At 54.2% G+C, this 22,200-nt stretch carries 14 protein-coding genes and 6 pseudogenes; 14 read left to right on the forward strand and 6 right to left on the reverse strand.

Annotated elements, in window-relative coordinates; translation table 11 throughout:
* The first annotated feature begins 32 nt into the window (after positions 1-32).
* The 7 genes and pseudogenes from RBH26_RS17110 to RBH26_RS17140 all read left to right on the forward strand — a co-directional run bounded on the left by RBH26_RS17110 (position 33) and on the right by RBH26_RS17140 (position 8,366).
* On the forward strand, positions 33-1,706 hold the full coding sequence (locus tag RBH26_RS17110; protein WP_306759598.1) for a hypothetical protein: 1,674 nt from the start codon (positions 33-35) through the stop codon (positions 1,704-1,706).
* Positions 1,703-2,539 carry a hypothetical protein gene (locus RBH26_RS17115; RefSeq protein WP_306759599.1) on the forward strand — a complete coding sequence of 279 codons (837 nt, stop codon included), beginning with the start codon at positions 1,703-1,705 and terminating at the stop codon, positions 2,537-2,539. The genes RBH26_RS17110 and RBH26_RS17115 overlap by 4 nt, the downstream gene beginning before the upstream one ends.
* Positions 2,539-3,681 carry a hypothetical protein gene (locus tag RBH26_RS17120; protein WP_306759600.1) on the forward strand — a complete coding sequence of 381 codons (1,143 nt, stop codon included), beginning with the start codon at positions 2,539-2,541 and terminating at the stop codon, positions 3,679-3,681. The genes RBH26_RS17115 and RBH26_RS17120 overlap by 1 nt, the downstream gene beginning before the upstream one ends.
* Positions 3,682-4,782 (forward strand): hypothetical protein, encoded by a 1,101-nt coding sequence (locus RBH26_RS17125; protein ID WP_306759601.1) that lies wholly within the window; start codon positions 3,682-3,684, stop codon positions 4,780-4,782.
* Positions 4,779-6,709: pseudogene (locus tag RBH26_RS17130) on the forward strand (transferase). Before RBH26_RS17125 ends, RBH26_RS17130 begins: the two are co-directional and overlap by 4 nt.
* Before the next feature lie 556 nt (positions 6,710-7,265).
* Positions 7,266-7,925 (forward strand): site-specific integrase, encoded by a 660-nt coding sequence (locus RBH26_RS17135; RefSeq protein WP_306759602.1) that lies wholly within the window; start codon positions 7,266-7,268, stop codon positions 7,923-7,925.
* Positions 7,926-8,213: 288 nt separating this feature from the next.
* Positions 8,214-8,366, forward strand: a complete 153-nt coding sequence (locus tag RBH26_RS17140) for a C2H2-type zinc finger protein (protein WP_306759603.1) — start codon at positions 8,214-8,216, stop codon at positions 8,364-8,366.
* 31 nt (positions 8,367-8,397) lie between these two features.
* Here the strand turns inward: RBH26_RS17140 and RBH26_RS17145 are convergent.
* Positions 8,398-8,574, reverse strand: a pseudogene (locus tag RBH26_RS17145) (transposase); the annotation flags it as partial.
* Positions 8,575-9,145: 571 nt separating this feature from the next.
* Between RBH26_RS17145 and RBH26_RS17150 the strand changes: the two are divergent.
* Entirely contained in the window at positions 9,146-10,375 is a 1,230-nt protein-coding gene (locus tag RBH26_RS17150; protein WP_306759604.1) for a M56 family metallopeptidase, read from the forward strand.
* Between the two features lie 26 nt (positions 10,376-10,401).
* On the opposite strand, the pseudogene RBH26_RS17155 reads toward RBH26_RS17150, so the two are convergent.
* A pseudogene (locus RBH26_RS17155) lies at positions 10,402-10,590 on the reverse strand (PIN domain-containing protein); the annotation flags it as partial.
* 527 nt (positions 10,591-11,117) lie between these two features.
* Positions 11,118-11,885 carry a hypothetical protein gene (locus RBH26_RS17160; RefSeq protein WP_306759606.1) on the reverse strand — a complete coding sequence of 256 codons (768 nt, stop codon included), beginning with the start codon at positions 11,883-11,885 and terminating at the stop codon, positions 11,118-11,120.
* Between the two features lie 142 nt (positions 11,886-12,027).
* On the opposite strand from RBH26_RS17160, the pseudogene RBH26_RS17165 reads away from it, so the two are divergent.
* The 3 genes and pseudogenes from RBH26_RS17165 (at position 12,028) to RBH26_RS17175 (ending at position 14,827) form a co-directional block, all read left to right on the forward strand.
* Positions 12,028-13,196 (forward strand): annotated as a pseudogene (locus RBH26_RS17165) (ISH3 family transposase).
* 251 nt (positions 13,197-13,447) lie between these two features.
* Complete coding sequence (locus tag RBH26_RS17170) at positions 13,448-14,119, forward strand: metallophosphoesterase family protein (RefSeq protein ID WP_306759607.1); 672 nt, start codon at positions 13,448-13,450, stop codon at positions 14,117-14,119.
* Positions 14,120-14,203: 84 nt separating this feature from the next.
* Complete coding sequence (locus tag RBH26_RS17175; protein WP_306759608.1) at positions 14,204-14,827, forward strand: SIMPL domain-containing protein; 624 nt, start codon at positions 14,204-14,206, stop codon at positions 14,825-14,827.
* A 449-nt stretch (positions 14,828-15,276) separates the two neighbouring features.
* Here RBH26_RS17175 and RBH26_RS17180 read toward each other — a convergent pair.
* Positions 15,277-15,588: pseudogene (locus RBH26_RS17180) on the reverse strand (hypothetical protein).
* Positions 15,589-15,683: 95 nt separating this feature from the next.
* Positions 15,684-15,914 (reverse strand): annotated as a pseudogene (locus RBH26_RS17185) (helix-turn-helix transcriptional regulator).
* 1,212 nt (positions 15,915-17,126) lie between these two features.
* Between RBH26_RS17185 and RBH26_RS17190 the strand changes: the two are divergent.
* Positions 17,127-17,912: a fumarylacetoacetate hydrolase family protein gene (locus RBH26_RS17190; protein ID WP_306759609.1), complete on the forward strand. Its 786-nt coding sequence runs from the start codon at positions 17,127-17,129 to the stop codon at positions 17,910-17,912.
* Between the two features lie 782 nt (positions 17,913-18,694).
* Here the strand turns inward: RBH26_RS17190 and RBH26_RS17195 are convergent.
* Positions 18,695-19,474, reverse strand: a complete 780-nt coding sequence (locus RBH26_RS17195) for a fumarylacetoacetate hydrolase family protein (protein WP_306759610.1) — start codon at positions 19,472-19,474, stop codon at positions 18,695-18,697.
* Positions 19,475-19,631: 157 nt separating this feature from the next.
* Here RBH26_RS17195 and RBH26_RS17200 point away from each other — a divergent pair, with 157 nt between their 5' ends.
* On the forward strand, positions 19,632-20,006 hold the full coding sequence (locus tag RBH26_RS17200; RefSeq protein ID WP_306759611.1) for a VOC family protein: 375 nt from the start codon (positions 19,632-19,634) through the stop codon (positions 20,004-20,006).
* 89 nt (positions 20,007-20,095) lie between these two features.
* Entirely contained in the window at positions 20,096-21,580 is a 1,485-nt protein-coding gene (locus tag RBH26_RS17205; protein ID WP_306759612.1) for an aldehyde dehydrogenase family protein, read from the forward strand.
* Positions 21,581-22,200: the final 620 nt, after the last annotated feature.

Here is a 22,200-nt window from a genome sequence, read left to right on the forward strand (position 1 = left end):
AATCACAGTCCGTGCATCAGAAGACCTCCGTCGTGGTTGCTGTTGTCGCTCTTGCTGTCGTTACGCTCGCGTTCGCTGGTGTGGCTGTGAGTGCTGAGAATCCACCACGACCGGGAACCGACGAGAGTGATTTGGACGTCAATGAGACGGCGACGCTGTGGTCGAAGGCTCCGAACGAATGTCTCAGCGAGGCCGAGTACGCAGAGCGCTATGACGAATCGCGAACAGCCATGCAGGAACTCGGAGACTGCACGGATCTAACGTTCAAAGAGCCACCAGACACGGCCGAACGTTGGACAGCATACGATTACGAGTCACTCGAGGGCGGTGACACGGAGACGTCGGTCTATCCCACGCATGCAGATATCACAGACTCAGTACTCATCGCCGATGCCCATGCAACGACGTTCGCAATTCAGCCATCGACCCGAACACATCTTGACGCCAACGAGACGGTTCACTACATCGCCCCAGAAGGCACACTGCGAGGATTTGTCGATTATCGAGTCCGTCTCGATAGTAACTCGTCAGTCCAAAACCACGGTATCGACGAAGTCCGTCTCCTGCGCGATGACGACGTCATCGAGGCCGTTGGAGGTACGCAGACACCCACCTTCGAGTATGCGTTTGACCACGGTGGGTCGGCAACGCTCACACTCGAGGCGGATATCAGTGCTCGAGTCGAGCAAGATCTCGGAAACGAAACAGAGGTAGTCACTGATCAAGTAACCGTTTCTCAGGATCTTGACGTCGAAGTCTACGATCTGCAGGCCACGGTCTATCATGCATCGTATCCGAACGGCGACAGCGGAGTTGCGATCTACCAGGATCAACCGTGGCACGGCTACACGCTTTCAGACGATGGTGAAGCCAGGGTCCGTGGTGTGTGGCGATACTACACCGCTCGCGACACCGGCTGGGACGAACTCACTCACTCGGCTCGAGCGAGCAGAGAGACGGTCAACTCTGATTCACTCCCAGTGTACGTCCACGCGTACCCGTCCGAATTAGGCCCGCGAACAGAACCAATTCGAGACGGGCCGAATATCCTCGAGGTATGGGGAACAGAGAGTTCCTCGCCTGAGCCGGCGATTCATGAGAACGTCGATATCGAGGTGGTTTCTGAGGCCTACACGCGATCGGACGGACTTGCCCTTCGCTACGAGGACATCGATCGGGATGCAATCGCTGTTGATGGGATCGTTCGCGGTGTCTCCGCAGACATCGTCGAACCCGATGGTGGCTCAGAACGAGAGATCCGTGAGAGCGATCTCTCCGTTGAGATCATCGAATCGAATGCCACCGCTGTGACGCTCCAGGTCGAACTTCGTGACACAGAGACGGGAGCGCCGATCATGCTCGAGAACCTGTTTGATCTCCCACGATTCTCACTTATTGGTCACCAATCGCGCCAGGGCTACATCACGATTGGAGATCAGCAGGTCCGAACGGACATCACCGGTACTGCTGAGGTGACCGTCACCCAGCCCGGAATCTACACCGCAGAGTATCACCCCGGATCGTGGCGGTCACACAGCCCAGCATACCTCGGTGATACTGCTACAGAGACGTGGCATCCGTTGGCGACGCCGACAGGCTGGTTCACGCTCTTAGTCGACGTTGTTCGTTATGCACTCCCGTTTGCAGTCGCGCTGTACGCTGCCAAGCGAATTGGCACTTTTCTACAAATGAGAGATACGTTATGACAAATAAACAGAACACGATACACAGACGCACAGCTCTTGGAAGTATCCTTGCCGGGATCACCACCGGACTCGCTGGCTGCACCAGTTCGGGCGATGGCGGTGACGACAGGTCAGCTGACGGTGCTGGAGATGTTATCCAGAGCGTCGATGTTGACGGACTCGAACTGGTGATCGAACTCGAGCGAGACGCGATCGACCAACTCAACGTCGTTGACCCCTCTGGCGAGCTATTTGCCAAGAGAGCGATTGAATCAGGGGTGTCTCACACGACCATCGAGGTTGGAACGGACTATCCACCAGGTGAGTACGAACTCCTCGGTATCAACGACGACGAGACAGTCGAGACAGTACAGGTTTCGCTTGAACCGGACCTCGAGTTAACGGAGTTCCGGTTGGCCAGAGAGTATCCCGAGGAGATGTACGAGGGTGCGAGTGACTTCCGTACGGAATCGGAGGCGATACTGTCTGTGACGAATCGAGGAACTGGACCAACTGCAGCTACCGCGCTTCGGTTCGAAGGTGATGTCCCGTTCCCATCACCTGAGAGCTACGATGAGGCGGGCGAGAGTGGGATCTACGATCCAGAGAACGACTTTGGATCGGATGCAGAGGCAGTAAATCTCCATGCAGGGGAGACAGTCCTGATATACAGTAACGCTCTACCCTTTTCGTCAGTGAACACACGATCGAAATGCGATTCGGTTGGTCAGGACGGTCAGTTCACCGTTCGTCTCTCTACAAGCCATGACATAAATCTCGCTTTTGACTACGTTATCCACTATTTCGCTACTGCTCCCGATGATTGTGAGATAGAAATTGAGAGGTCCTCGTAATGTCGTGGTCACTCTCGGATATCGGGATCAAGTGGTTCGAAGACGCAGTTGACAAGCTCATCGAATGGTTTCAGGAGGGGTTGACAGATGGATATGAAGCCGTAACAGCACAAGTTTTCGGCACGCCAACACCAGAGACGGATGGTGCCTTCGTGTTCGGTCAGCCGTCGAACACACCGTGGGAAGAGATTCACAGCAACCTCGTTGCTGGGGAGATCATGCTCGTTTCCCTGTTGTTGCTCGTGATGTGTGTCCAGGGAAGGCATACGATCCGAATCTTCAATATCGGAAGTGCGTACGAGACGCGAAAGGCCAAGCGCAGTGCTTGGACGGGTGCGTTCCTAATTGTAACGTGGTATTGGATCGCTGTGTTAGCTCTCTATCTCGTTGATGGCTTCACTATTGCTCTCCTTCCGGATGTCTCGACAGTAACGAACACTATGGTCAACCTGCTCGAATTGAGCGTATCGAACCCAGCTCTTGCGCTCTTTCTTACAGGGGTCGGTGCTATGGCAATGTGGATCTTGCAGGCGCTGTTCTTCCTTCGGGAGATTCTGTTGTACATCTTGATTTACGCCATCCCGATCGGTATCGCGCTGGCCTACGGAAACCTCCCCGTCGTATCGCACATCGCCCGCACAGTCTGCATGAAGTTCGTACCACTCGCAATCATGCCGCTCCCAGTAGCACTGCTGTTCAAAGGCTACGAACTGCTCTTCAGCGAGGGAACTGACTCGGCGTTAATTCCAGATAGTTCGTTCCTGAGCTACCTTATCGCGGTTACGCTGCCACTCCTTTCGATCCTCATCGTCTGGAAGCTGTTCAAGTACGCCAGTCCGATGACCACGAAGATCATCGGAGCGACGACCAAGGGTGCAGTAACAGCTGGCGCAGCCGTTGGGGCCGGTGTTGTTGCAGGCCCTGCTGCCGCAGCCACGACTGCGGCGTGGGGACCGAAAGCAGCTGCTGGCTATACGGCTGCGTCAAAGATGCGCCAAGGCGGTGGCTCATCCCAACAGTCTGGAAACTCGAGCGGCGGCAGCGGAGGACGAACCGACCACGACAACGTTGCGACAGACGCGTACGGCCAGGAAGGCGTCCCGGCGTACCGTCGCACCGAGAACGATCCGGGGTACTACTGAATGACGCAAGATCACGATGCAGCTGGCCGTCGAATCATGGACGAACTGGGTGAAGAGAGTCGCATACCGATCTTGAATATCGAGGAAGGAGATGTCTATGTGCTCCTTGGCTTCCCGATCGCTGGCCTCCTCTTTGGTGGCCTCACAGGGCTCGATGGTGCGATCTTACCGTTCGTCTTACTCGGTGTCGTCCTTGGTGGGTCGATCGTCTACGCGTCACCCAATCATCTCCCGGCGTCGACGTGGCTGGGGGACGTCTACCGCCACTACTGCAAGCGGCCTCGGTTTACGTACAGCACGGAGGCCACAGCAGACTCCACCGAAGCGAGTACCGAAGGCGGGCTTGTGAGCTACACGCCGTTCAAACCGGACGAACGAACACAAGATCTCACGAACATCAAGCGAGCGTGGCCTGGTGCCGGTGCAATCGAGCGCTCGGATGGCGCGATGGAAGCCTACCTCGAGATTGATCCCGGGAACATGGACTTCGCGATGTCCGGCGACTGGGCCCAGATCCAACAACTCGGCGAAGAATTCGCGAACAAAGAACTCGACTTCACACTCAAATTCCACGCCACAACGCGGTCTTTCCCGGTCGAGAAACTGATCGACAGGATCGATGGGCGGCTCACCGACAGTGACGTCAAGCAGAATCCGATCTTCAAAGAACTACTCGAGGAGTATCGCGAGCAACGTCCGCGAGACCTCGAGGGGACCCAGCAGGTACGGTATTTCATCGGCGTCGAAGTCGACCCCTTCGAGGTCTACGACCGGTATCAGGACGAACAATCTCCTGCAGAGAAGCTCACCTCGTTTCCGGTGGTTGGCTTCCTGTTCAACCCGTTCGTGACCCGTCGCAACGACATGACCGACGCGGAGATTCGAGCCGCGATGTTCGAGAAACTCGAGAACCGCTGCCACGGTCTCCAGACGGAGTTCATTCAGAAGGCATCAGGGTGGTCTGCCCACCGGTTGACGACGGTCGAACTGTTCGTCCTCTCGATGGACTTCTGGAACGGCGAGGAACACGAGTACGATGACGGCGCGGATGCAATCCGTGATCATCCAACGGTTGACCACCAACGGAGGGTCGATCAATGATCGATATGCTCCCGCTTTCGATTGTTGAGCAGGTCCAGGGGTCGCTTCCTGACTCAGAAACTCAGGCCGGACTCGCCGTCTACATTGGGGTGACAGCATTGGTCACGCTACTTGTGAAGATCGCATGGGACTACTGGCGAGCCGAAGACGTCGAAGAAGTCGAGTTGATCGATCTTCTCGAGGAAACGACCGTGGAAGACGGTCTCGAGGAAGGTCAGGTCCTCGACGATATCGCTGAACAGCATCAACACGTCATCGCACCGGCGGCGATCGAGTGGGATACACGGACCGCTCGAGTCGGTGATCAGTGGACCTCCACACTCTACATCGCGGACTATCCGGATTACCCGAAAGACGGCTATCTGACCGAACTCTTCGAGCTCACGGACGTCGAGTTCGATCTGACGGTCCATATCACCCCGAAGAGCCAGCAGCAAGCTCGAGACGAACTCCAGCGAGTGGCTGACGACCTCCAGGCCGATGCTGATCTCGAGAGTACAGTCCGTGGGAGCTATCTTCAGGAGCGAGCCAACGAGGCGCTGTCGACGTACAAAAGCGTCGAAAATGGAAGTCGGGTGTTCGAGCAAGGCATGTTCATCACGGTTCGAGCGGAGTCATGTGACGAACTTCGTGACGCCGTCCGGACAGTTCGGAGCCGGCTTCGTGAGCAACCCGCTGGACTCTCGCCGAAGACGGCCATCTGTAAGCAAGACCTCGCTATCCAAGCTGCAGCCCCGATCGGCCCCAACCCGTTCGGTCGAGAGGCCACAGCACTCGGCGGTGCGGTCGGTGCGTTGCTCGCGTCGCCACACAACGCCACGATCCTCGAGGATGGCGGCGTCGAGTTCGGCGTGCACTGGAAGAACCAGAGCCCGGTCGTCATCGATCCGTTCGCTCGAGAGAACGGTTATGCGATGTTCACGATCGGCGACCCTGGTTCTGGGAAATCGTTCGGCTCGAAGCAGAACTTCATCCGCTCGATCGAACAAAGCGAGGATCGAATTGGGATCATCCTCGAGCCACTCAATAACTGGGCCGGCGTCGCTGAAGCCCTCGGTGGTGAGCGAATCACAATCGGCGGGGAGATGGGATTGAACCCACTCGAGATCAAGCCGACTCCCGAGCGCGTTCAGCGGGCGATGGGGAAGGACGCCAGCCCATATCGCGAAAAGCTCGATAGCGTGATGAGCTTCCTCTCGAACTACTTCGCACTCCGGGGAATCACACTCGGTGACCGCCGCACGACGTTGGAGACTGCGATTGAGCGTGCATATTCACGCAACGGAATCACCGACGATATCGCGACTCATCATAACGAGAGCCCGACGATGCGGGACGTCCTCGATATCCTCGAGGAGATGGTCGAGACGCCGACGGAGTACGTCGTACGGACAGACGAAGAAGCGACGAAGATCGGCGAAGACGCGACGTGGCTTATCGATCAGTTGCGTCCGTTCGCGGAAGACGGCCGGTACGAGAATCTGGGCCGAGAGACAGAGTTCGACATCCGCGACGAGAAGGTAATCTATCTCGACCTCGCCCAGCAGGAAGGAAGTCTCGGTGGGAGCACGAGTCTCGTCACCACCTCGACGGGATGGACCGCGAGTGGGCCAACGAGTTCGGCCTCAACTCGGCACAGATGCGCTTCGTCCAGGAGGCCGTTCCCGGCAACGACCGGACGGGCTATTCGGAGGCACTCGTTGGTGTCGACGGTGAGTGGCGGGGAATCGAAGTTCGAGCAATGGAAGACGAGACGGCTGTGATCGACTTCGATCCGAAAGCACAGTCTCAGACTGAGTTACCAGGCCGTTCAGCAGACACAATCTCAGAGCTATCTATGAATACTGATCCAGCAACCACACACCACGTATCGACTCCACCACAGACCGATGGCGGTAAGCACGGAGGTGAACCGGACGATGAGTAACAACGAATATCTGAAGATCACACCGTCGTCCGAACCCATTCATCGAACGGACGTTCCAGCTACGTTGGAGAGCCTTCACAAACTCTCGAACCCAGCGTCGACGAGCTTTTGGAACCGGGCGGATCCACGGGTAGACACTGCACCACCGACGTTCGAGTTCCTCGTCGTCTCTACGGGACCTGACGAGCCAGTCGAATTCTACTATGGGATTGACCAGGAGGCACACGCATCCGTCTTTAGCTAATACTCAGAGTAATACCGAATAACACCGTTTTGGAGGTGGATTTCGTCATCATACGACCGCTGCGGGGCGAAAAAGCAGTCTCTGCATTATCTGTACTGTTGACTCTCAGCCGCATCAGCGGTTAAGCCGCTAGATTCGTTCGACTAATACCATTAAGCATAATTTCGCCACGGAGTATAACCAGCAGTCTTAGCTAAAGACGAATGGTCCGCCGAGGAGTTCCTTCCCGAACCAACGTCGACGTCGGACACCCAGTTTTGGACCCGCGAGCACCGCACCCGCATTCTCGAGTACGTCGACGAACGGATCCGCATGGCCCGCGAGGACCGAATCGACGTGCCGGTCGAACGCGCCTACCGCGACCGAACCATCGTCGTGTTGCTCGCGGAACTCGGACTCCGCGGGGCCGAATGCTTTCGCGACCCGAACGACGATCGTCGCGACGGCCTGCGGTGGGATGACGTCGATCTCGAGCGCGGCCGACTCGAGGTGTTCGGCAAGTCCCGCGAACGCGAACCAGTCGGGCTCACCGAGGGTGCCCACGACGCACTGGATCGACTCGCACGGGTGCAAGAGCCGCCGATCGACGACTGGCCGCTGTTCCCGACCGATCATGCCGCGAGCAAGTACGACGCCGTCGAGGCCGCGACGGGCGATCGCCCCACACCCGGCAGCGATATCGATTCGATTCTCCGGGATCGGGAGGTCGCGCCGCCGTCGATCACGAAAGAAGCCGGCCGCCAGATCATGCGCCAACTCACCGACGAGGCCGGGATCGAACTCGAGGGCGATGCGGAGTATCTTCAACCCCACGGTGCTCGGCGAGCACTCGGGGCTGAATTGTACGAGCAAGGCCACTCGGAGTTAGCACAGAAGGCGCTACGGCACAACTCCATTGAGACGACCCACAACGCCTACAGCGATATCCAGGCTGAAGACGTCGCCGAGTCGATCGACGAAATTCGAAAGTAAGAGTTGTACGAGCCTGTCATAGAATACGTCTCACACCCTCTACCCGGCGATTATACGATCCCCATTTCGTGCGTAACCCAGTGAGTCTAGTCAATATCAATTTTCTTTTAGAACCAAGAGTGTGAATGATGATCGTTGAGAACCACTGTATGACACTCTCGACGGTGTCGTCGTCGAACCTCTGGGGGCACCAATAAAATTCCACACCTAGTTTAACAAACACTGCTAAAAGTATTGTGTGAAATATAACAACCCTTTTTATGTGGTAGCATCTAAGTTAGCAATACAATGGTATTCACTTGCTCAAACTGTGACGAAGAGTTCGAAACCGCAGCAGCACTTACACAGCACCTTCCACTCCACCACAACACCTGCGGCGTCTGTAGCGAGGGATTCGACGACACAGAGTCGCTGCGTGAACACGTCCACGCCTCGCACTAACTGGACTGTCCGCTTTTCCCGCTTTTCATACTCAAGGACATAAGTACGTGAAGACTTTCGGCGGTTCGATGTCTTCAAGCGCGGTCAGTGCGGCCTCCTGAAGTTCATCCAGCGTGTCGAACAGGCGGTTGCCGAGTGCTTGATTGAGTCGTCGCCAGCACTCTTCCACGGGGTTCAGCGCCGGTGAACCCCGTGGAAGGTAACACAGTCTGCCCAAATTCCACCCTCTCAAATCGGCTATGAGTCGAAAATAGCGCTTTTGAGGAGAACGTACCGGCCGATATTGGCAACACCAGAGTCCGCGCCATGACTCTTCCCGTGTCTGATAGTGGTGTGCATAATCTAGAAGCTAATATTACTACTGAGCTTAGCTAAAGACCAATGGGCTGGAAACCTTCGTACCCGGTCCACTGCCGGTAATTCATGCCATCTATCAGGACTGTGGATTAGTTGAAGTAATTGATGAGGTCGTTGAATGGGATCTGGAGCAGGCAGACATCTCTCCTGGGTTGCTAACTGCTGGTCTCGTGATGAATTTCCTGACCGAAGGAGAGCCGATGGAGTGGTCTGCGTCACTTCTGCATCTTGGCTACGTCGGTACGCTATTCGAATCTGGGGACTCAAGCCAACGCTTTCGAAACGAGTATTCAAACCAGACCCCGCTCACTCTCGCCGACGAACTGCTCGAGCGATCAGCCAAAACAGTCATGACAATGGAGGTGTCAGCTGACGCTACCAGAGGCGAACTCTAGACGAGTTTGTGACAGGACCAATAAGCTATGTCGCTGATGCCGGACCGACGCCTCCAGGCCCGTATCGTTGCCGCTCTTGCGCTGGTAGTTGGCGTCAACCTCCTTGTTCTCTCGGTGTTCGTCTGGAGCGGCCACCGAATGCTGTCCGCGAGCGGCCGCGGAGTTGGTCTCGAACCTGGGTTCCCAGCCACCCTCGGAACAGTGCTGGTCGGTGCAGTCGCTCTCGTGGTCGTACAGGCACACTATGGCTCGCGGACGGCTATCTCCGGACTTGATCTCGAGCTGATCGATGGTGACGGTCCGCAAAACGTTGGCGCTCGAGTTCGACGACTGGCGAAGCAAGCTGATGTTCCGGTTCCATCGGTCGCCGTCATCGACTCCGACGACCCGAACTGTTTCACCGTCGGCACCGGACGTTCTCCGACAATCGTGGTCACAATGGGGCTACTTGAGGCGCTCGAAGACAACGAGCTTGATGCAGCGCTGGCTCACGAGATTGCTCACCTCGTGAATCGGGACCTGACGGTCGTCAGTGCCGCTACCGCGATCGTTGCAATCGGTGACCGGCTGCTCGAACGCGAACGTACGATTCGGGGGGTACTCGTCGCGATGGTCATGTTCGTCGCCAGGCTAGGGCCCGCCTTCGGACTGATGCTCTTTCCCCTCCTCGTTATCCCGTTTGTTGTGATTACAATGGGCTTTTTGATCGTAGGCCCCGTTGCCCGACTGCTACTCGGAATAAATGCAATTACGCTCGGGCTCTTCGCAAAGATTCGCGAGTATGCCGCCGATCGTGGTGCGAGCCAACTCGTCGGCGATCCGGCTGCGGTTGCAAGCGCCCTCGAGACGCTCGACGGAAGCGATCGTCCGAAACGAGACGCACGATTGGACGCGAGCGCAACGCTCGGAATCGTCCCCCAGTCGCTCTCGGTTACCTGTTCGGACGATGAACCCGGCGAAGAAAGTTGGTTCGAACGCTTTTTTGTCGGCCAGTTCGATATGTGGCGGGAGAACGTCTCGGAGTTCGGCAATCGGCAGTCCGAAAACAGATCCAATCAACAGTGGTCATCCAACTGCGACGCCGCGGGTGACAACAGCAAATCGAAGTCATGGGTCGTCGAACCGTTTGTAAAACCCGCTGTCAACGCAATACGAGATCCAATCCGGCAAGTATTAATGTGGCGGCCTGCGACACATCCCTCAACCAGCGCGCGGATTAAGCGGTTGCGAACGCTCGATGGGCGCCGTCGCAATTGACTGACGCTGTCTTGCGTTCAACAAGGCATAAACTGTTCCACTCGATCTGGTTCCATTCCGGATTTCTCTACGATCAGGTCTTCGTAGTTCTCGACTTCGTCGTGAACAAACGCTGGCGTCAGGAGATCCGGCTCAAGTGTAACGATGAGTTCCCGCGTTTTCGAATCTGCGATGAGTGCAGAGATGACGACGTTGGCGTCGATGACCAGCTTCATTCGTCGATTCTACGCCGATTTTTCTTCGACGCGCTTGCGTCCACGTTCGTTGATCTTGTCGTAGAGATTGTTGAGTGCCGATTTGTACAGTTGACATCCTCCCCGCACTGAAGCGTGGGGATTCCCGAACGTTGAGATATTAGAGCGTGTCATAGAATCGTTCGCAACGATCAGTAGAGATGCAAACTGCTCGCTTCGCTCGCAGTTTCTGAATCGGCCGGCGCAGTGTTCGAGACGCGCGACAGCGCGTCTCTCTGCGGTACGGCGAAGGCACCGCGAGCGTAGTGAGCGGTAACTGAGCCGTCTGTACTGACCGATCTTCCCGTTCGCAGATCAAGCTAAATCTCGTGCCACCTTCGCGCCCTCTATTCAGCACGCCGCGAAGAACGTCTATCGAAGCTGGCAGAATCGTTGGTGTTCAATATGCAGACCTACCTAACGTCTGGTTCGACCACACGATTGTTGAAATAAATACCTCGGCAAGAGTTCTATGACACCTTCCGAGATAAGCAAGAATCACCACCGTATTACTTCACGTCGTCAACCCAATCTGGTTTTTCAACTGTGGTTGAATCAATGCCAATGTAACTTGTCGAAGTATACGTCTCCTCTTCTTCACCAGATTCAGTATAAACATACTCGCTAAAACGGATAAACCCGTCCTCATGGATTTTAACGGTTCCTTCCAGAGTTAGATATTGGTCATCATCTGGCTCTTCGGCCTCGTAAACAAGGAGTCTTCCATCTGTTTCATTATCTTCCTCAACCCAGTGGTCCGACACATCCATGGAAGACATCAGGACCTTATGTTCGATATAGTTCGCGTGAACAAGGGGATCAATAAAAAACTCCTCACCTAGCTCTGTGAGGCGTTTATCTGCTTCACCTTCTTCACTCTCGCTTTCAACACGTGTGTATTGGTCGCCGACATCAAATTCAGTGTAGGTTTCTGAACGGGTTCCATCTACCGTTCTCTCAGAATATCGGACTTCTTCATCAAAGTCAAGTCCAACGGTATTGTTTACATTTTCGCTATTCCGTTCCATTCTCTTATATTTGAGATTAGAAACTCCACCTACCATAACAGGTGTCGAGTTGAAGAATTCATCTGCATCGAGGTTTCCATCAGACAGTCCTGCAGGATAATCTTCTTCAGATAGTTCTGATTCTTCAGGCTCTCCTTCATCTTCTCCGTTTCCCCCATCTTCTCCGTTGTCAAACATACCGAGACAACCAGAGAGGCTGATAACTGTAGCGCCACCAAGTGTCGAAAAGAGGTTTCTCCTTGAAACCATATGGATACAACATTTACTACATTATTTGAACATGTTGATGTGATTTGAAATCGAAGTTGAGGTCTCGCGGTGTGACGAGTGGGGTTCCCAAGAGTCAGTACTTCACAAAGCCGGTTAGTTAGAACGTCTGCTTGCTGAAGATGTGTCCAAACACCAGCAGCAAACAGACAGTGAAATACACGAAGACCAGCTCCTTAACTTCCTCGTCAACCGACTCGACGAGGAAGTTCTCTGAACCTCGCCAACAACGCTGAAATCGACCCAGAGGACATCTACGAGGTCCTCGTCGGCGCAACCGCCGACGGGACCTTGATCTCGACGCTATGCAACTCCAGTGAAAACTCGCCATCTGCAAACACGATCCTCTATCACCTGCGGACGAAGTTCGAGCCGGAACGGCTCGAACGAGTCGCTAACACACTCCTTCGGCAGGAGATCGTCGAACTGCTCCCCGAGCAGGTGGAGGTCTGTGCAGACCTTCTCCTGCGACCCTACTACGGTGACGAAGACGACACAGACGACCTCTACCACTCGGAAGCAAAGCGAGGAACCACTTCGTTCCACGCCTACGCCACGCTCTACGCACGCGTGCGGAACAAACACTACACGCTGGCGGTGCGCCGTCTCAAAGACGGCGACACCGCCAGCAGTGTCCTCGCTGAGTTCCTCGGTGTGCTTGACGGCCTTGACACCGAGGTCAAGGCCGTCTACCTTGATCGCGGATTCTACGACAGCAAGTGTCTCACGCTGCTTCAGGCGCACAACTACGCCTACGTCGTCCCGATCATCCGGTGGGGTGAGGCGATTCAGCAGGAACTCTCGGAAGGGTGGAGTCGCGTCATCCAACATGACTTGACAGGGAAACTCGACGGTCACAGTTGAACCGTCGAGTTTCCCGTCTACATCGACTGTACGTACCTGAATGGACGATATGACGAGCAGGGCGTGGCGCGTCACGGCTACGCCGCTGACGCGCCGTTCATCGAGACACCACGCGACGCTCGATACCACTACAGCAAACGCTTCGGCATCGAGTTGAGCTATCGCTTGTCCGAGCAAGCGATAGCGACGACAACGACGCGAGACGCGACGGTCAGACTGCTGTACGTCGTAGTGAGTCTGCTTCTACAGAACGTTTGGCGGTATCTGCACTACGAATACGTGGCGACGCCTCGCCGAGGCGGGCGTCGCCTCTGGTGGTGGCCATACAAGGAGTTCGTCAACATGGTTCGCCGGGCTGCGTGGACGGCCCTCGCGGTGCGTCGGGCCGTCCCCGCAAACCGGCCACCTGACGACCGGTTCCACCGGTAGTCACTGACCAGGACCGCCGCCGACAGCGACAGCTCCGTCTCCGATTAGTGTTGTTCAACCGCTATCGACGACTCATCACGACAGAACAGGTGACTCAGGTCAGGCTAACTGGTGATGCTTTGTGAGGTACTGATTCTATTGATGTTCCCGCTGTTTCAGGGCTCAGCATAGCTCACAGATCGGCGTTCGAGAAGTACCGAATCCACTTCTCAAGAGTAAATACTTATCAGCCTTCGTATTAATTTGCGAGCATGGAGGTCGCGCTCCTGTCGGATATCCACGCGAACTTGCCGGCTCTCGAAGCTGTACTCGACGACTGTCCACCAGTCGACGAAGTGGTCTGTGCCGGCGACATCGTCGGGTACAATCCGTGGCCTGCTGAATGTGTCAAGCGTGTCCGAGAAATCGCAGCGGTGACCGTCCAAGGTAATCACGATCGAGCTATCGAGACGCCTGAGCAATACGCAGGCAATCCCATGGCAAAGGCCGGCCTCGAATACGCAGAAGCCGAACTCAGCGACGACCAGTTGACGTGGCTTGACTCACTTCCCCCACGAACCGCATTCGCCGGAGACAGGTTTCAGCTGGTCCACAGTCATCCGGACCCGGAGGAGGTTGGGACGTATGTTCTACCTATGGACTTCCCGAAAATGCGACCGTATCTCGACGGTCACGAAGGAATCGTCCTTGGACACACCCACGTTCAGCACAAAGCGACGATCGACGGCCGCGTGATAGTCAACCCAGGAAGCATCGGTCAACCCCGTGATGGAAACCCCACTGCAGCCTACGCGATTCTCGATACCGAAGCCAACGATGTCGAACTCCGGCGCGTCGAGTACGACGTCAACGCCGTTATATCGAAGATCGAAGCACTTGATCTCCCGAACCGAACTGGCACACGGCTGCTCGATGGCTCCTGACAGAACCAATTACCGACCGATCCATGGATGTGTTCACGAGCAGAAGGCGAAAAGAGTAAGAGTCCACTTTGTCGTGCCAAACTCATGACCCAACGAACGATCACTACGACTGCAACAGGCCGAACCGAGGAGCAGCCAACGAACGCAACTGTCGAGATAACCGCGGAGGGCTACGCCGAATCAGCGACGGGTGCTCACGCGACAGTCACGGATCGTGCCCAAACGATCGTCCGTGAACTCGTTGGCGGACCCATTACCGAAGACCAAATCAGAGCAACGTCCCACCGCGTTGAGCCGCCGGATCAACAGTTCGAGCCAGCTGAGCCAGATAAGTACCGTGGCACTCGAGAGTTAGCTGTCAATTGTCAACCCGACCGTGTCACAGAGGTCGCGACGGTCGCTATGGAAGCTGGAGGGACTATTTTGAACGCTCAATTCGAACTCCCAGATGAGAGGGTTGCAGCACTTCGAAACGATGCTGTTGCGGATGCGGTCGTCCGTGCAAGAACACGTGCCGAACGGATCGCCTCCACTGAAGGCGGAACCGTCGGTGACGTGGTGGCTGTGACGACTGCTGGAACAGACGACGGTGGAATGCAGTCGATCGTCGAAGATGCGTTGGACAGTTGTTTCGACACCGACTTCCAGCCCTCGTCTGTGGTCGTTACCGAAGCGGTTGAGGCTACGTTCGAACTCGACGAGTCGTGAGAGTCGTCAGTAAGAGATCCTCAGAAGGTAGTCCGCAAGCGACTGTTCGACGTCGGTGACCGGCACCAGCGTCTTCAGCGGGCGGAGTTCGTTCACGATCACGGTCCGAATCTGTTCCTCGAGTTCGGTCTCGTCGGCGTCGACGAGTCGGCGGTGCTGTCGCGGGAGAGTGGGTAGTCGCTGTCGACTGGCTGCATTCTGGGTGATCTCTCGAGGGACGTGATCTCCGTTCTCCGCTGCGTTACCCTTGGGCGACTACGCGACTACCATTTATCGTGCTGGCGACGTCACACGTCGATCAGCGCACGCACTGTCTCTCGGCTGGCATCCTCTAAGCGACTGCGGCTGCACTGCTCGAGTTGTTCGCGGGAACAGCGTGCGGAAACGGTGGCGACTACTGCTCGATGATATCTACCTCGGCTACAGTCGCCCGCAGCGATCTCATCCGATTAGCTACTGCTGTTCCGAGCAGGTACACCGTAGTCGATACGGACGTCTGGTGTGCTCGGTGATTCCGGTGGGCAACCCCGTTCCAGTCAACAACGTGGATGTTTGCCATTTCGCCGGAGAACCGGAACCGCATCACGCCAGCTTCGACTGTGCCTTCTGCAGCGTGATCTGTGACGACTGTTGCTTCCTCGAGCGGGTTGGCACCGACAAGTTCGATATCGCCGTTGACAGTGATTTCGTAGTTCGATGGCACGCCTTTCCCCCACGATGGTAACGAAATGTGGAAGCGTGTCGTCAGTCCCAACTCCAATGGGGCTATTCTGCCGTCATAAGTCTTTTCCGAAAAATCATAGAAATAGCTGAACGGACAATACGAGCGAAACACCTCGGCTTATACATCCACGTACTAATTTTCCCACTCACGCCGTTCTTCAATCGCTTCTAACCCTGTGTCGGTAATGGCGTAGTAGTTCGTCCGCCGATCGAGTTGCCCTTTCTCAGTCAGCTCCTTATTGACGAGTGTGTCGAGATTCGGGTAAAGACGGCCGTGATTAATCACCGTGCTGTAGTATACCTCGATTTCATCCTTGACGTCCTAGTCGGACGGCTGATCGGCCCTGGCGATTACGTACAGCAGGTCGCGTTGAAAGCTGGTGAGGTCGTTATCACACGTGAGCCTTCAATGGAACTGTATTTCATTTTCCGAATTCACTCATATGACACATAGTAGGAACATAACATCCTACAGAATGTACGGTCTCAAAGGTACTGTCGGTTTGGCACCCCCGCTGGTGTCTATACGCTGCGTGACTAGTGAGGTCACCGTGTGCTATAGTAATGTGTGAAATGTCCAATTCCTAGCACTCATCTGATTGCTGATCCAGGAGTTATGGATGTAGTCGACTCGTATTTTGAGGGTGTAAAACGACTTTTCGATCAGGTTTCAATCGATATAGTCGAACTGATCGCTCAATCTAAATCGAGTGAGGGTAGTCAGATAGTTGTATCCATTGACGAGAAGCATAGTTTCGGAGATATCGTGTTTCCCGGTCAATCTATGAAGGAATGCAGCGTCTGGGTCAGTTCCTTTCCGTCCGAAGACTGTGACTTCGAGAATCAACTGTGAGTTTAGTAGAATTGCAGTGTGTTCCCAAGATCAGTCGACGCCGATATTGATGGATATATTTCACTTTCACAGACTCTACCAACCAGTTATGACAGCAGAAGGCAACAGGATGGACTTCACAGTGGACCCCATGCTTAAGAGTCATATTCGATGTCTGCTGCTTGGTCATATCGCGTCCGCTGAATGTGTCCTATGACACAGTACCGAAATTAGTCCGTGCTAAACACCTATGAGCCGGATAACCTAGAATTACAAAGGTACTATTGTAACTAAAGATCTCGTTCCTTTGTGACCCAGGACATAATTATGAAAGTGAAAATATCAGTCTATAGAACAATAATTTTGACATAAATAGCGCATTATTCATATATGTATATTTCGAATTTTCCCCTTTAGGTGTCTATCGCTGCCGGACCACTTCTAATACTCGAATCTGCGTTTAGGTATTGAAAACAGTGACTGACTGGTTCACTTCATAAATACCATCGGAACGTCCTATCGATGTGAGAGCTAAAGTGGTAATCTCATAAGCAAGGTATCAACCATAGGGGAAAGAGCAATCCAGTTTGAGTGGCTTTCAATATATTCTAACTTTAATGTAAATGAACTAATCATATCATGTCTGATAGTATCTATTCCGCTCCACAATACAAAAATCCAACCAGATTATGATGAAGAAAGTGAGGCCGAACGTATTTATCCGTGGAGAGCAATTTCTTGGACATGTCTGTTGACGAGACGACACGCGACAAGCTCGCTGCGTCACTATACGAAGCACAGCAAACTGGTGAACCGATTGGTCGCCTCACGTTGGAGCATGATCTGAGTATCGAGGATGCATACGATGTCCAGTCGCGGCTCATCGACTTCCACGTCGAGAAGGGAGCCACTATTGTCGGCCACAAGGTCGGTCTAACTAGTGAGGCAATTCAAGAGCAACTTGGCGTCGATGAACCGGATTTCGGCCGGCTGCTGGACACGATGTTCGTCGATGGCCGAACAGTTCCCGTCGGCGAACTCGTCGAACCTCGAGTCGAACCGGAGGTCGGATTCATACTCGATGAGGCGCTTGAGGCACCGGTCACTTATCTCGACGTGCTCTCAACAACTCGATCCATTGTACCGGTTATCGAAGTAATTGACAGCCGAGTAACCGACTGGGACATTCAAATTCAGGATACAATCGCCGACAACGCGTCGTCGGCGCTGTATGTCACTGGGGACCAGACCAACAATGTCGAAGATATCGACCTCTCACTGGAGGGAGTGAAACTGTATCGCAACGGTACTCTTGAGTCGTCCGGCGTTGGTGCAGCGGTTCTTGGACATCCAGCTCGTGCCGTCGCTTGGCTGGTGAATACGCTCGATGACCTTGACGAACAACTTAAGCAAGGTGAATTGATTTTGAGTGGATCATTCACGCCCGCTATTGATATTTCCGAGGGTGATGTCATCACCACTGAGTTCGGCTCGATTGGTTCAGTTACGTTCCGGGCTGACGGCACATAGCTGGTGTAACAAATTGCTCTAGTAGTTCGCTCGAAACCACCGACTTGTTTTCAAAGTTAGTTGCTTTGGGTGAAATACTCCTAATTGAGTATTTATATTTAACGAAAAGAAGGGTAGTGACAGTTCATCACGGGGACTGGGCACATGGGAAAATTAATAGATTGACTTTGACGCACACAACCGTGTGTAGCTTACGACTAAGAACTCAACTATGGGATCGTGACCGCAGCGTAGATCATTCGAGAAGTACGACGATCACACCTCTCTAGAATGGCTGGTACAGAGAATAATATATTTCTTCTTTCTGAGAGCGAAATTTTGTACACGGTAACAGTGTAATCTACCAGATCGGCTTCATCGTATTACCGAGGCAATATATTCGAAGCTTCGCTTGCCAGTCCTAAGAGCAATTTCTGTAGGTCCTGTATTGGATCGCCAAACTCGAGTACCACTTCGACAATTAGTACGAGATCAACTACGATGTTTGGATTCTATATGATCTTATGTCCATGTGAATTAATATATAGACCTACAACTCTGGGATGACCGACAGCAAATCAGCATCGCTGTCGCCAAGTATACGAATGTCGATCGCTACCTATGTTTTGATACTGGAAATAGATGTTTACATCAAATAATATTACACTCCCGAGTCAACTCTACAGCGCACACGAAGGCACCAGGCCCAGAGTATATGATGGAATTCCTCACTAAAGGTCCGCGCTGATCAGGAGATGCGAATATTAGTTCAATTAAAAAACACAAGGGTCGACAGTATTCAGTTATTCGGCCCGGAGCTCAATAGAGCCGATATTACTGAACTCGATATGATACACATCTTCTGGCTCAATGTCGATTGCGGCTGATATCCCGCCGGTCATCACTAGCTCGCCTGCCTCAAGGTGTTCATCGACATCGGCGAGACGATTGGCGAGCCACGACACGGCGCGTGCGGGATGGCCCATGATATCGGCACCGACACCGGTCGCTTCAACTTCTCCGTTGACAGAAACGACGACGCTCTCCATAGCGAGATCGATGTCGGTTACATCGCGGAACGTTTCGCCGACAAATACGCGGCCGGCGGAGGTATTGTCGGCAATAACGTCTTGTGCACTTGGGATCGACCAGCCGGCGTACCGGCTCTCGAGAATTTCGACAACGGGAACGACCGCACGGGTTGCGTCCAGTACATCCCTCGTCGCTACTGGGGGGGTAACGTCCTTGTTCAGAACGAGACCAATCTCAGCTTCGATCCGCGGAGCGATCATCTCGTCCGTCGGAATTGTCCGGTCTTGGAGAACGGTGTCCTCGGAGACGTAGCCGAAGATCGGCTCCTGTATCCCGAGTTGTTCCTGCTTGGCTTCGCTGACCAGCCCGAGTTTGTGTCCTGTGATTTCACCGTTACCTACGAGCCGGTCGACGAGCCGTGACTGGATTTCGTAAGCCTCGTCGACAGAGAATGGTTCGGTCTCAGTCAGCGGTTCGATCGGCGAACTTGACTCAATCGCCGTATGGAGCTTTTCTGCGAAGTTATCCTTGTTCGATCGACTAAGTGTCATCGAGTACCCATTCCAGGACTTGTTACTTAATAATACCGCTCAATGTACGTATTGTTTCTCGCAGGTGTAACGTCGGGACGATTCAGTCTCGATTCGCTTCCGGCTGAATAGTGTGACTATCGGAGATTTTATGCACTTGAAAGTGACACAATTGCTCATGGATGTAATCCATAGCGCAATTTGGGTATCCGATATTGATGAGACGCTGTCGTTTTATGTCGATGTGCTTGGTCTTGAGAAAACCCGAGAGTTCGAAAGCGGTGACGGTGCGAAGAACGTGTACGTCGCGGGGGATAGTGAGATAGAGCTTCAGTTCAAGTACCATCCGGATCGCGAACTACCCGAGCCGTCCGGGTTCGATCACGTTGCGGTTTCCGTTGACGACACGGATGCCGAACTTGAGCGAATTGTCGAAGAAACCGACTGTCCTATTCGTCGAGGACCGCTTACCTCCGATGGAGCGAACGCTCGCGTCGCGTTTATTGAGGACCCAGACGGATATGGAATCGAACTTGTTGAAGAGTTCGATTGACGGGACATACCGGCCCCCATTCAAAATGAGATCGGAACGGGCTACCGGCACCGATATTTTTTTGATTGTAGAAAGTATAATACGATGTGATGGCTCAGCAAGACACAGCCGAAGATATTTCCATCGACGCGTCGTGGAACGCACTCTACATCGACGGCGAGTGGGTAGACCCCGGAAACAGGGACAAGATCGACATACAAAACCCCGCAACCCGTGAGACGGTCACAACTGTCCCGGCGGCTACCGTTGAGGACGTCGATCGGGCGTTCGAGGCAGCGACGCGCGCCCAGACCGAGTGGGCGGAGACAACGCCTGATGAACGTGCAACGGTCGTTAGACGCACGGCGGACCTGATTGATGAGTACGAAGATGAGATTCGCGAGATATTGGCCGTCGAGAGCGGTGCGGCAAAGCCCCGCCAGGACATCGAACACGGAGGTACCGTCACTTTCGTCCACGATGCCGCCTCCTTCGCTTTCCGTTCCTCGGGCGGGCACAACCAGTCGAAGATTCCTGGAAAGGAGAATATTATCCAGCGAGAGCCCGTGGGCGTCGTTGGCGTCATCTCGCCGTGGAATGTTCCGCTAAAGCTCTCGATCCGAGCGGTTGCGCCTGCGATTGCCTTGGGTAACAGTGTCGTTCTCAAGCCCGCGTGTGAAACGTCAATCTCCGGTGGGCTCCTCCTTGCCAAGCTATTCGAGTTGGCAGGACTGCCTGACGGCGTCCTCAATGTCGTACCTGGCGACGGCTCCGTGGCCGGCGATCGAGTGGCGTCTAATCCGAACGGTGACGTCATTGCTTTCACTGGTTCAACACCGGTCGGAAAGCAGGTCGGTCAAAACGCGATCGAGCACTTCGCGTTCCCTGCACTCGAACTCGGCGGTAACAATCCCCATGTCGTCCTTGAAGATGCCGACCTTGATCACGCCATCGACGGCGGGGTTTTTGGCTCTTTCTGGAATCAAGGCCAGGTATGTATATCAATTAACCGACATCTCGTTCACGAGTCAATCTACGATGAGTACGTCGACCGACTCGCAACGCGGGCCGCCGAACTCGAGATCGGAGATCCGCTTGACGACGACGTCGAGATCGGACCGATTATCAACGAGGTACAGCGTGACGAGATTATTGACTATATTGAGAACACGGTTGCAGAGGGTGCGACTCTCGAAGTGGGTGGCAATACCGACGGCCTGTTCGTTGAACCGACCGTCCTCAGCGGCGTCACCAACGATATGAGTGCTGCGTGTAACGAGCACTTTGGTCCTGTTGCACCAGTTATCCCATTCAGCAACGACGAGGAAGCCGTCGAACTCGCAAATGCGACCGAGTACGGGCTTGCGGCGTCTGTTCACTCTACTGATCGTGGCCGCGCGCGTGATGTTGCCGACCGCATTAAGGCCGGAATGGTCCATATCAACGACCAGACCGTCAATGTCGAACCTCACGTCCCATTCGGTGGAATGAAAGATTCTGGAATGGGGCGATATAACGGCAAGTGGCTCATTGACGAACTCACTCAGACCAAGTGGACGTCAATCCAGCGCGAGCCAAGAGAGTACCTCTTGTAGGGTATCGATCCGGCAGTTGTGACAGCAGCGGTAGGCCTCTTAGTGATAGCTTGCGCTTTCGGTGAGAAACATCGAATTGAGAAATATTGTATAGTTGATATTTTGTCTGTCGCAGATTTCGATCCCACCATAGTTCGTTATCAGCATACCAACTGGCAGATAGGCGGTGTTACTTGTTTCAACCACTACGGTCGAGCGTGTCAACACCACACCAAAAGTACGATTGCAAACGTGCCGTGGGGGACTGGAGATCGCCGAACCGACGAACACCGTATTGATACCGGCGACAGCCGATGATCTCTGGAGGCGCTCAGCGGCCGTCCTTGATTCGATCTGTTAGACGTTCTATACACCATATAGTTCACAAGACTTGCGCTATGGTCGGGTGACAGTCTGAGGTGCCCCACGTCATCCTTGAGGTAGATAGTTTCGGGCGTCGACAGCCCATTTTGTTTTTCGGGCCTCAACAGTGAAGACGTGAGCCTCACTGGATCCAGATTGAGTACGCAGTTGATCTTTATTGAGTCGTTCGACAGAACAGGACGATCTGAACCATATCTGTCTTCACAGACTCAACGTACAGGCCGTGACGACAATCGCCTCATGGTTATTTCGGTGTA

This window comes from Natronolimnohabitans sp. A-GB9, assembly GCF_030848565.1.
GTDB lineage: Archaea > Halobacteriota > Halobacteria > Halobacteriales > Natrialbaceae > Natronolimnohabitans.

Excerpts from the sequence above, each read along its gene's own strand:
- RBH26_RS17115 (WP_306759599.1), top strand. The coding sequence starts at position 1,703 with ATGACAAATAAACAGAACACGATACACAGACGCACAGCTCTTGGAAGT.
- RBH26_RS17120 (WP_306759600.1), top strand. The coding sequence starts at position 2,539 with ATGTCGTGGTCACTCTCGGATATCGGGATCAAGTGGTTCGAAGACGCA.
- RBH26_RS17125 (WP_306759601.1), top strand. The coding sequence starts at position 3,682 with ATGACGCAAGATCACGATGCAGCTGGCCGTCGAATCATGGACGAACTG.
- RBH26_RS17135 (WP_306759602.1), top strand. The coding sequence starts at position 7,266 with ATGGCCCGCGAGGACCGAATCGACGTGCCGGTCGAACGCGCCTACCGC.
- RBH26_RS17140 (WP_306759603.1), top strand. The coding sequence starts at position 8,214 with ATGGTATTCACTTGCTCAAACTGTGACGAAGAGTTCGAAACCGCAGCA.
- RBH26_RS17150 (WP_306759604.1), top strand. The coding sequence starts at position 9,146 with ATGTCGCTGATGCCGGACCGACGCCTCCAGGCCCGTATCGTTGCCGCT.
- RBH26_RS17160 (WP_306759606.1), bottom strand. The coding sequence starts at position 11,885 with ATGGTTTCAAGGAGAAACCTCTTTTCGACACTTGGTGGCGCTACAGTT.
- RBH26_RS17170 (WP_306759607.1), top strand. The coding sequence starts at position 13,448 with ATGGAGGTCGCGCTCCTGTCGGATATCCACGCGAACTTGCCGGCTCTC.
- RBH26_RS17175 (WP_306759608.1), top strand. The coding sequence starts at position 14,204 with ATGACCCAACGAACGATCACTACGACTGCAACAGGCCGAACCGAGGAG.
- RBH26_RS17190 (WP_306759609.1), top strand. The coding sequence starts at position 17,127 with ATGTCTGTTGACGAGACGACACGCGACAAGCTCGCTGCGTCACTATAC.
- RBH26_RS17195 (WP_306759610.1), bottom strand. The coding sequence starts at position 19,474 with ATGACACTTAGTCGATCGAACAAGGATAACTTCGCAGAAAAGCTCCAT.
- RBH26_RS17200 (WP_306759611.1), top strand. The coding sequence starts at position 19,632 with ATGGATGTAATCCATAGCGCAATTTGGGTATCCGATATTGATGAGACG.
- RBH26_RS17205 (WP_306759612.1), top strand. The coding sequence starts at position 20,096 with ATGGCTCAGCAAGACACAGCCGAAGATATTTCCATCGACGCGTCGTGG.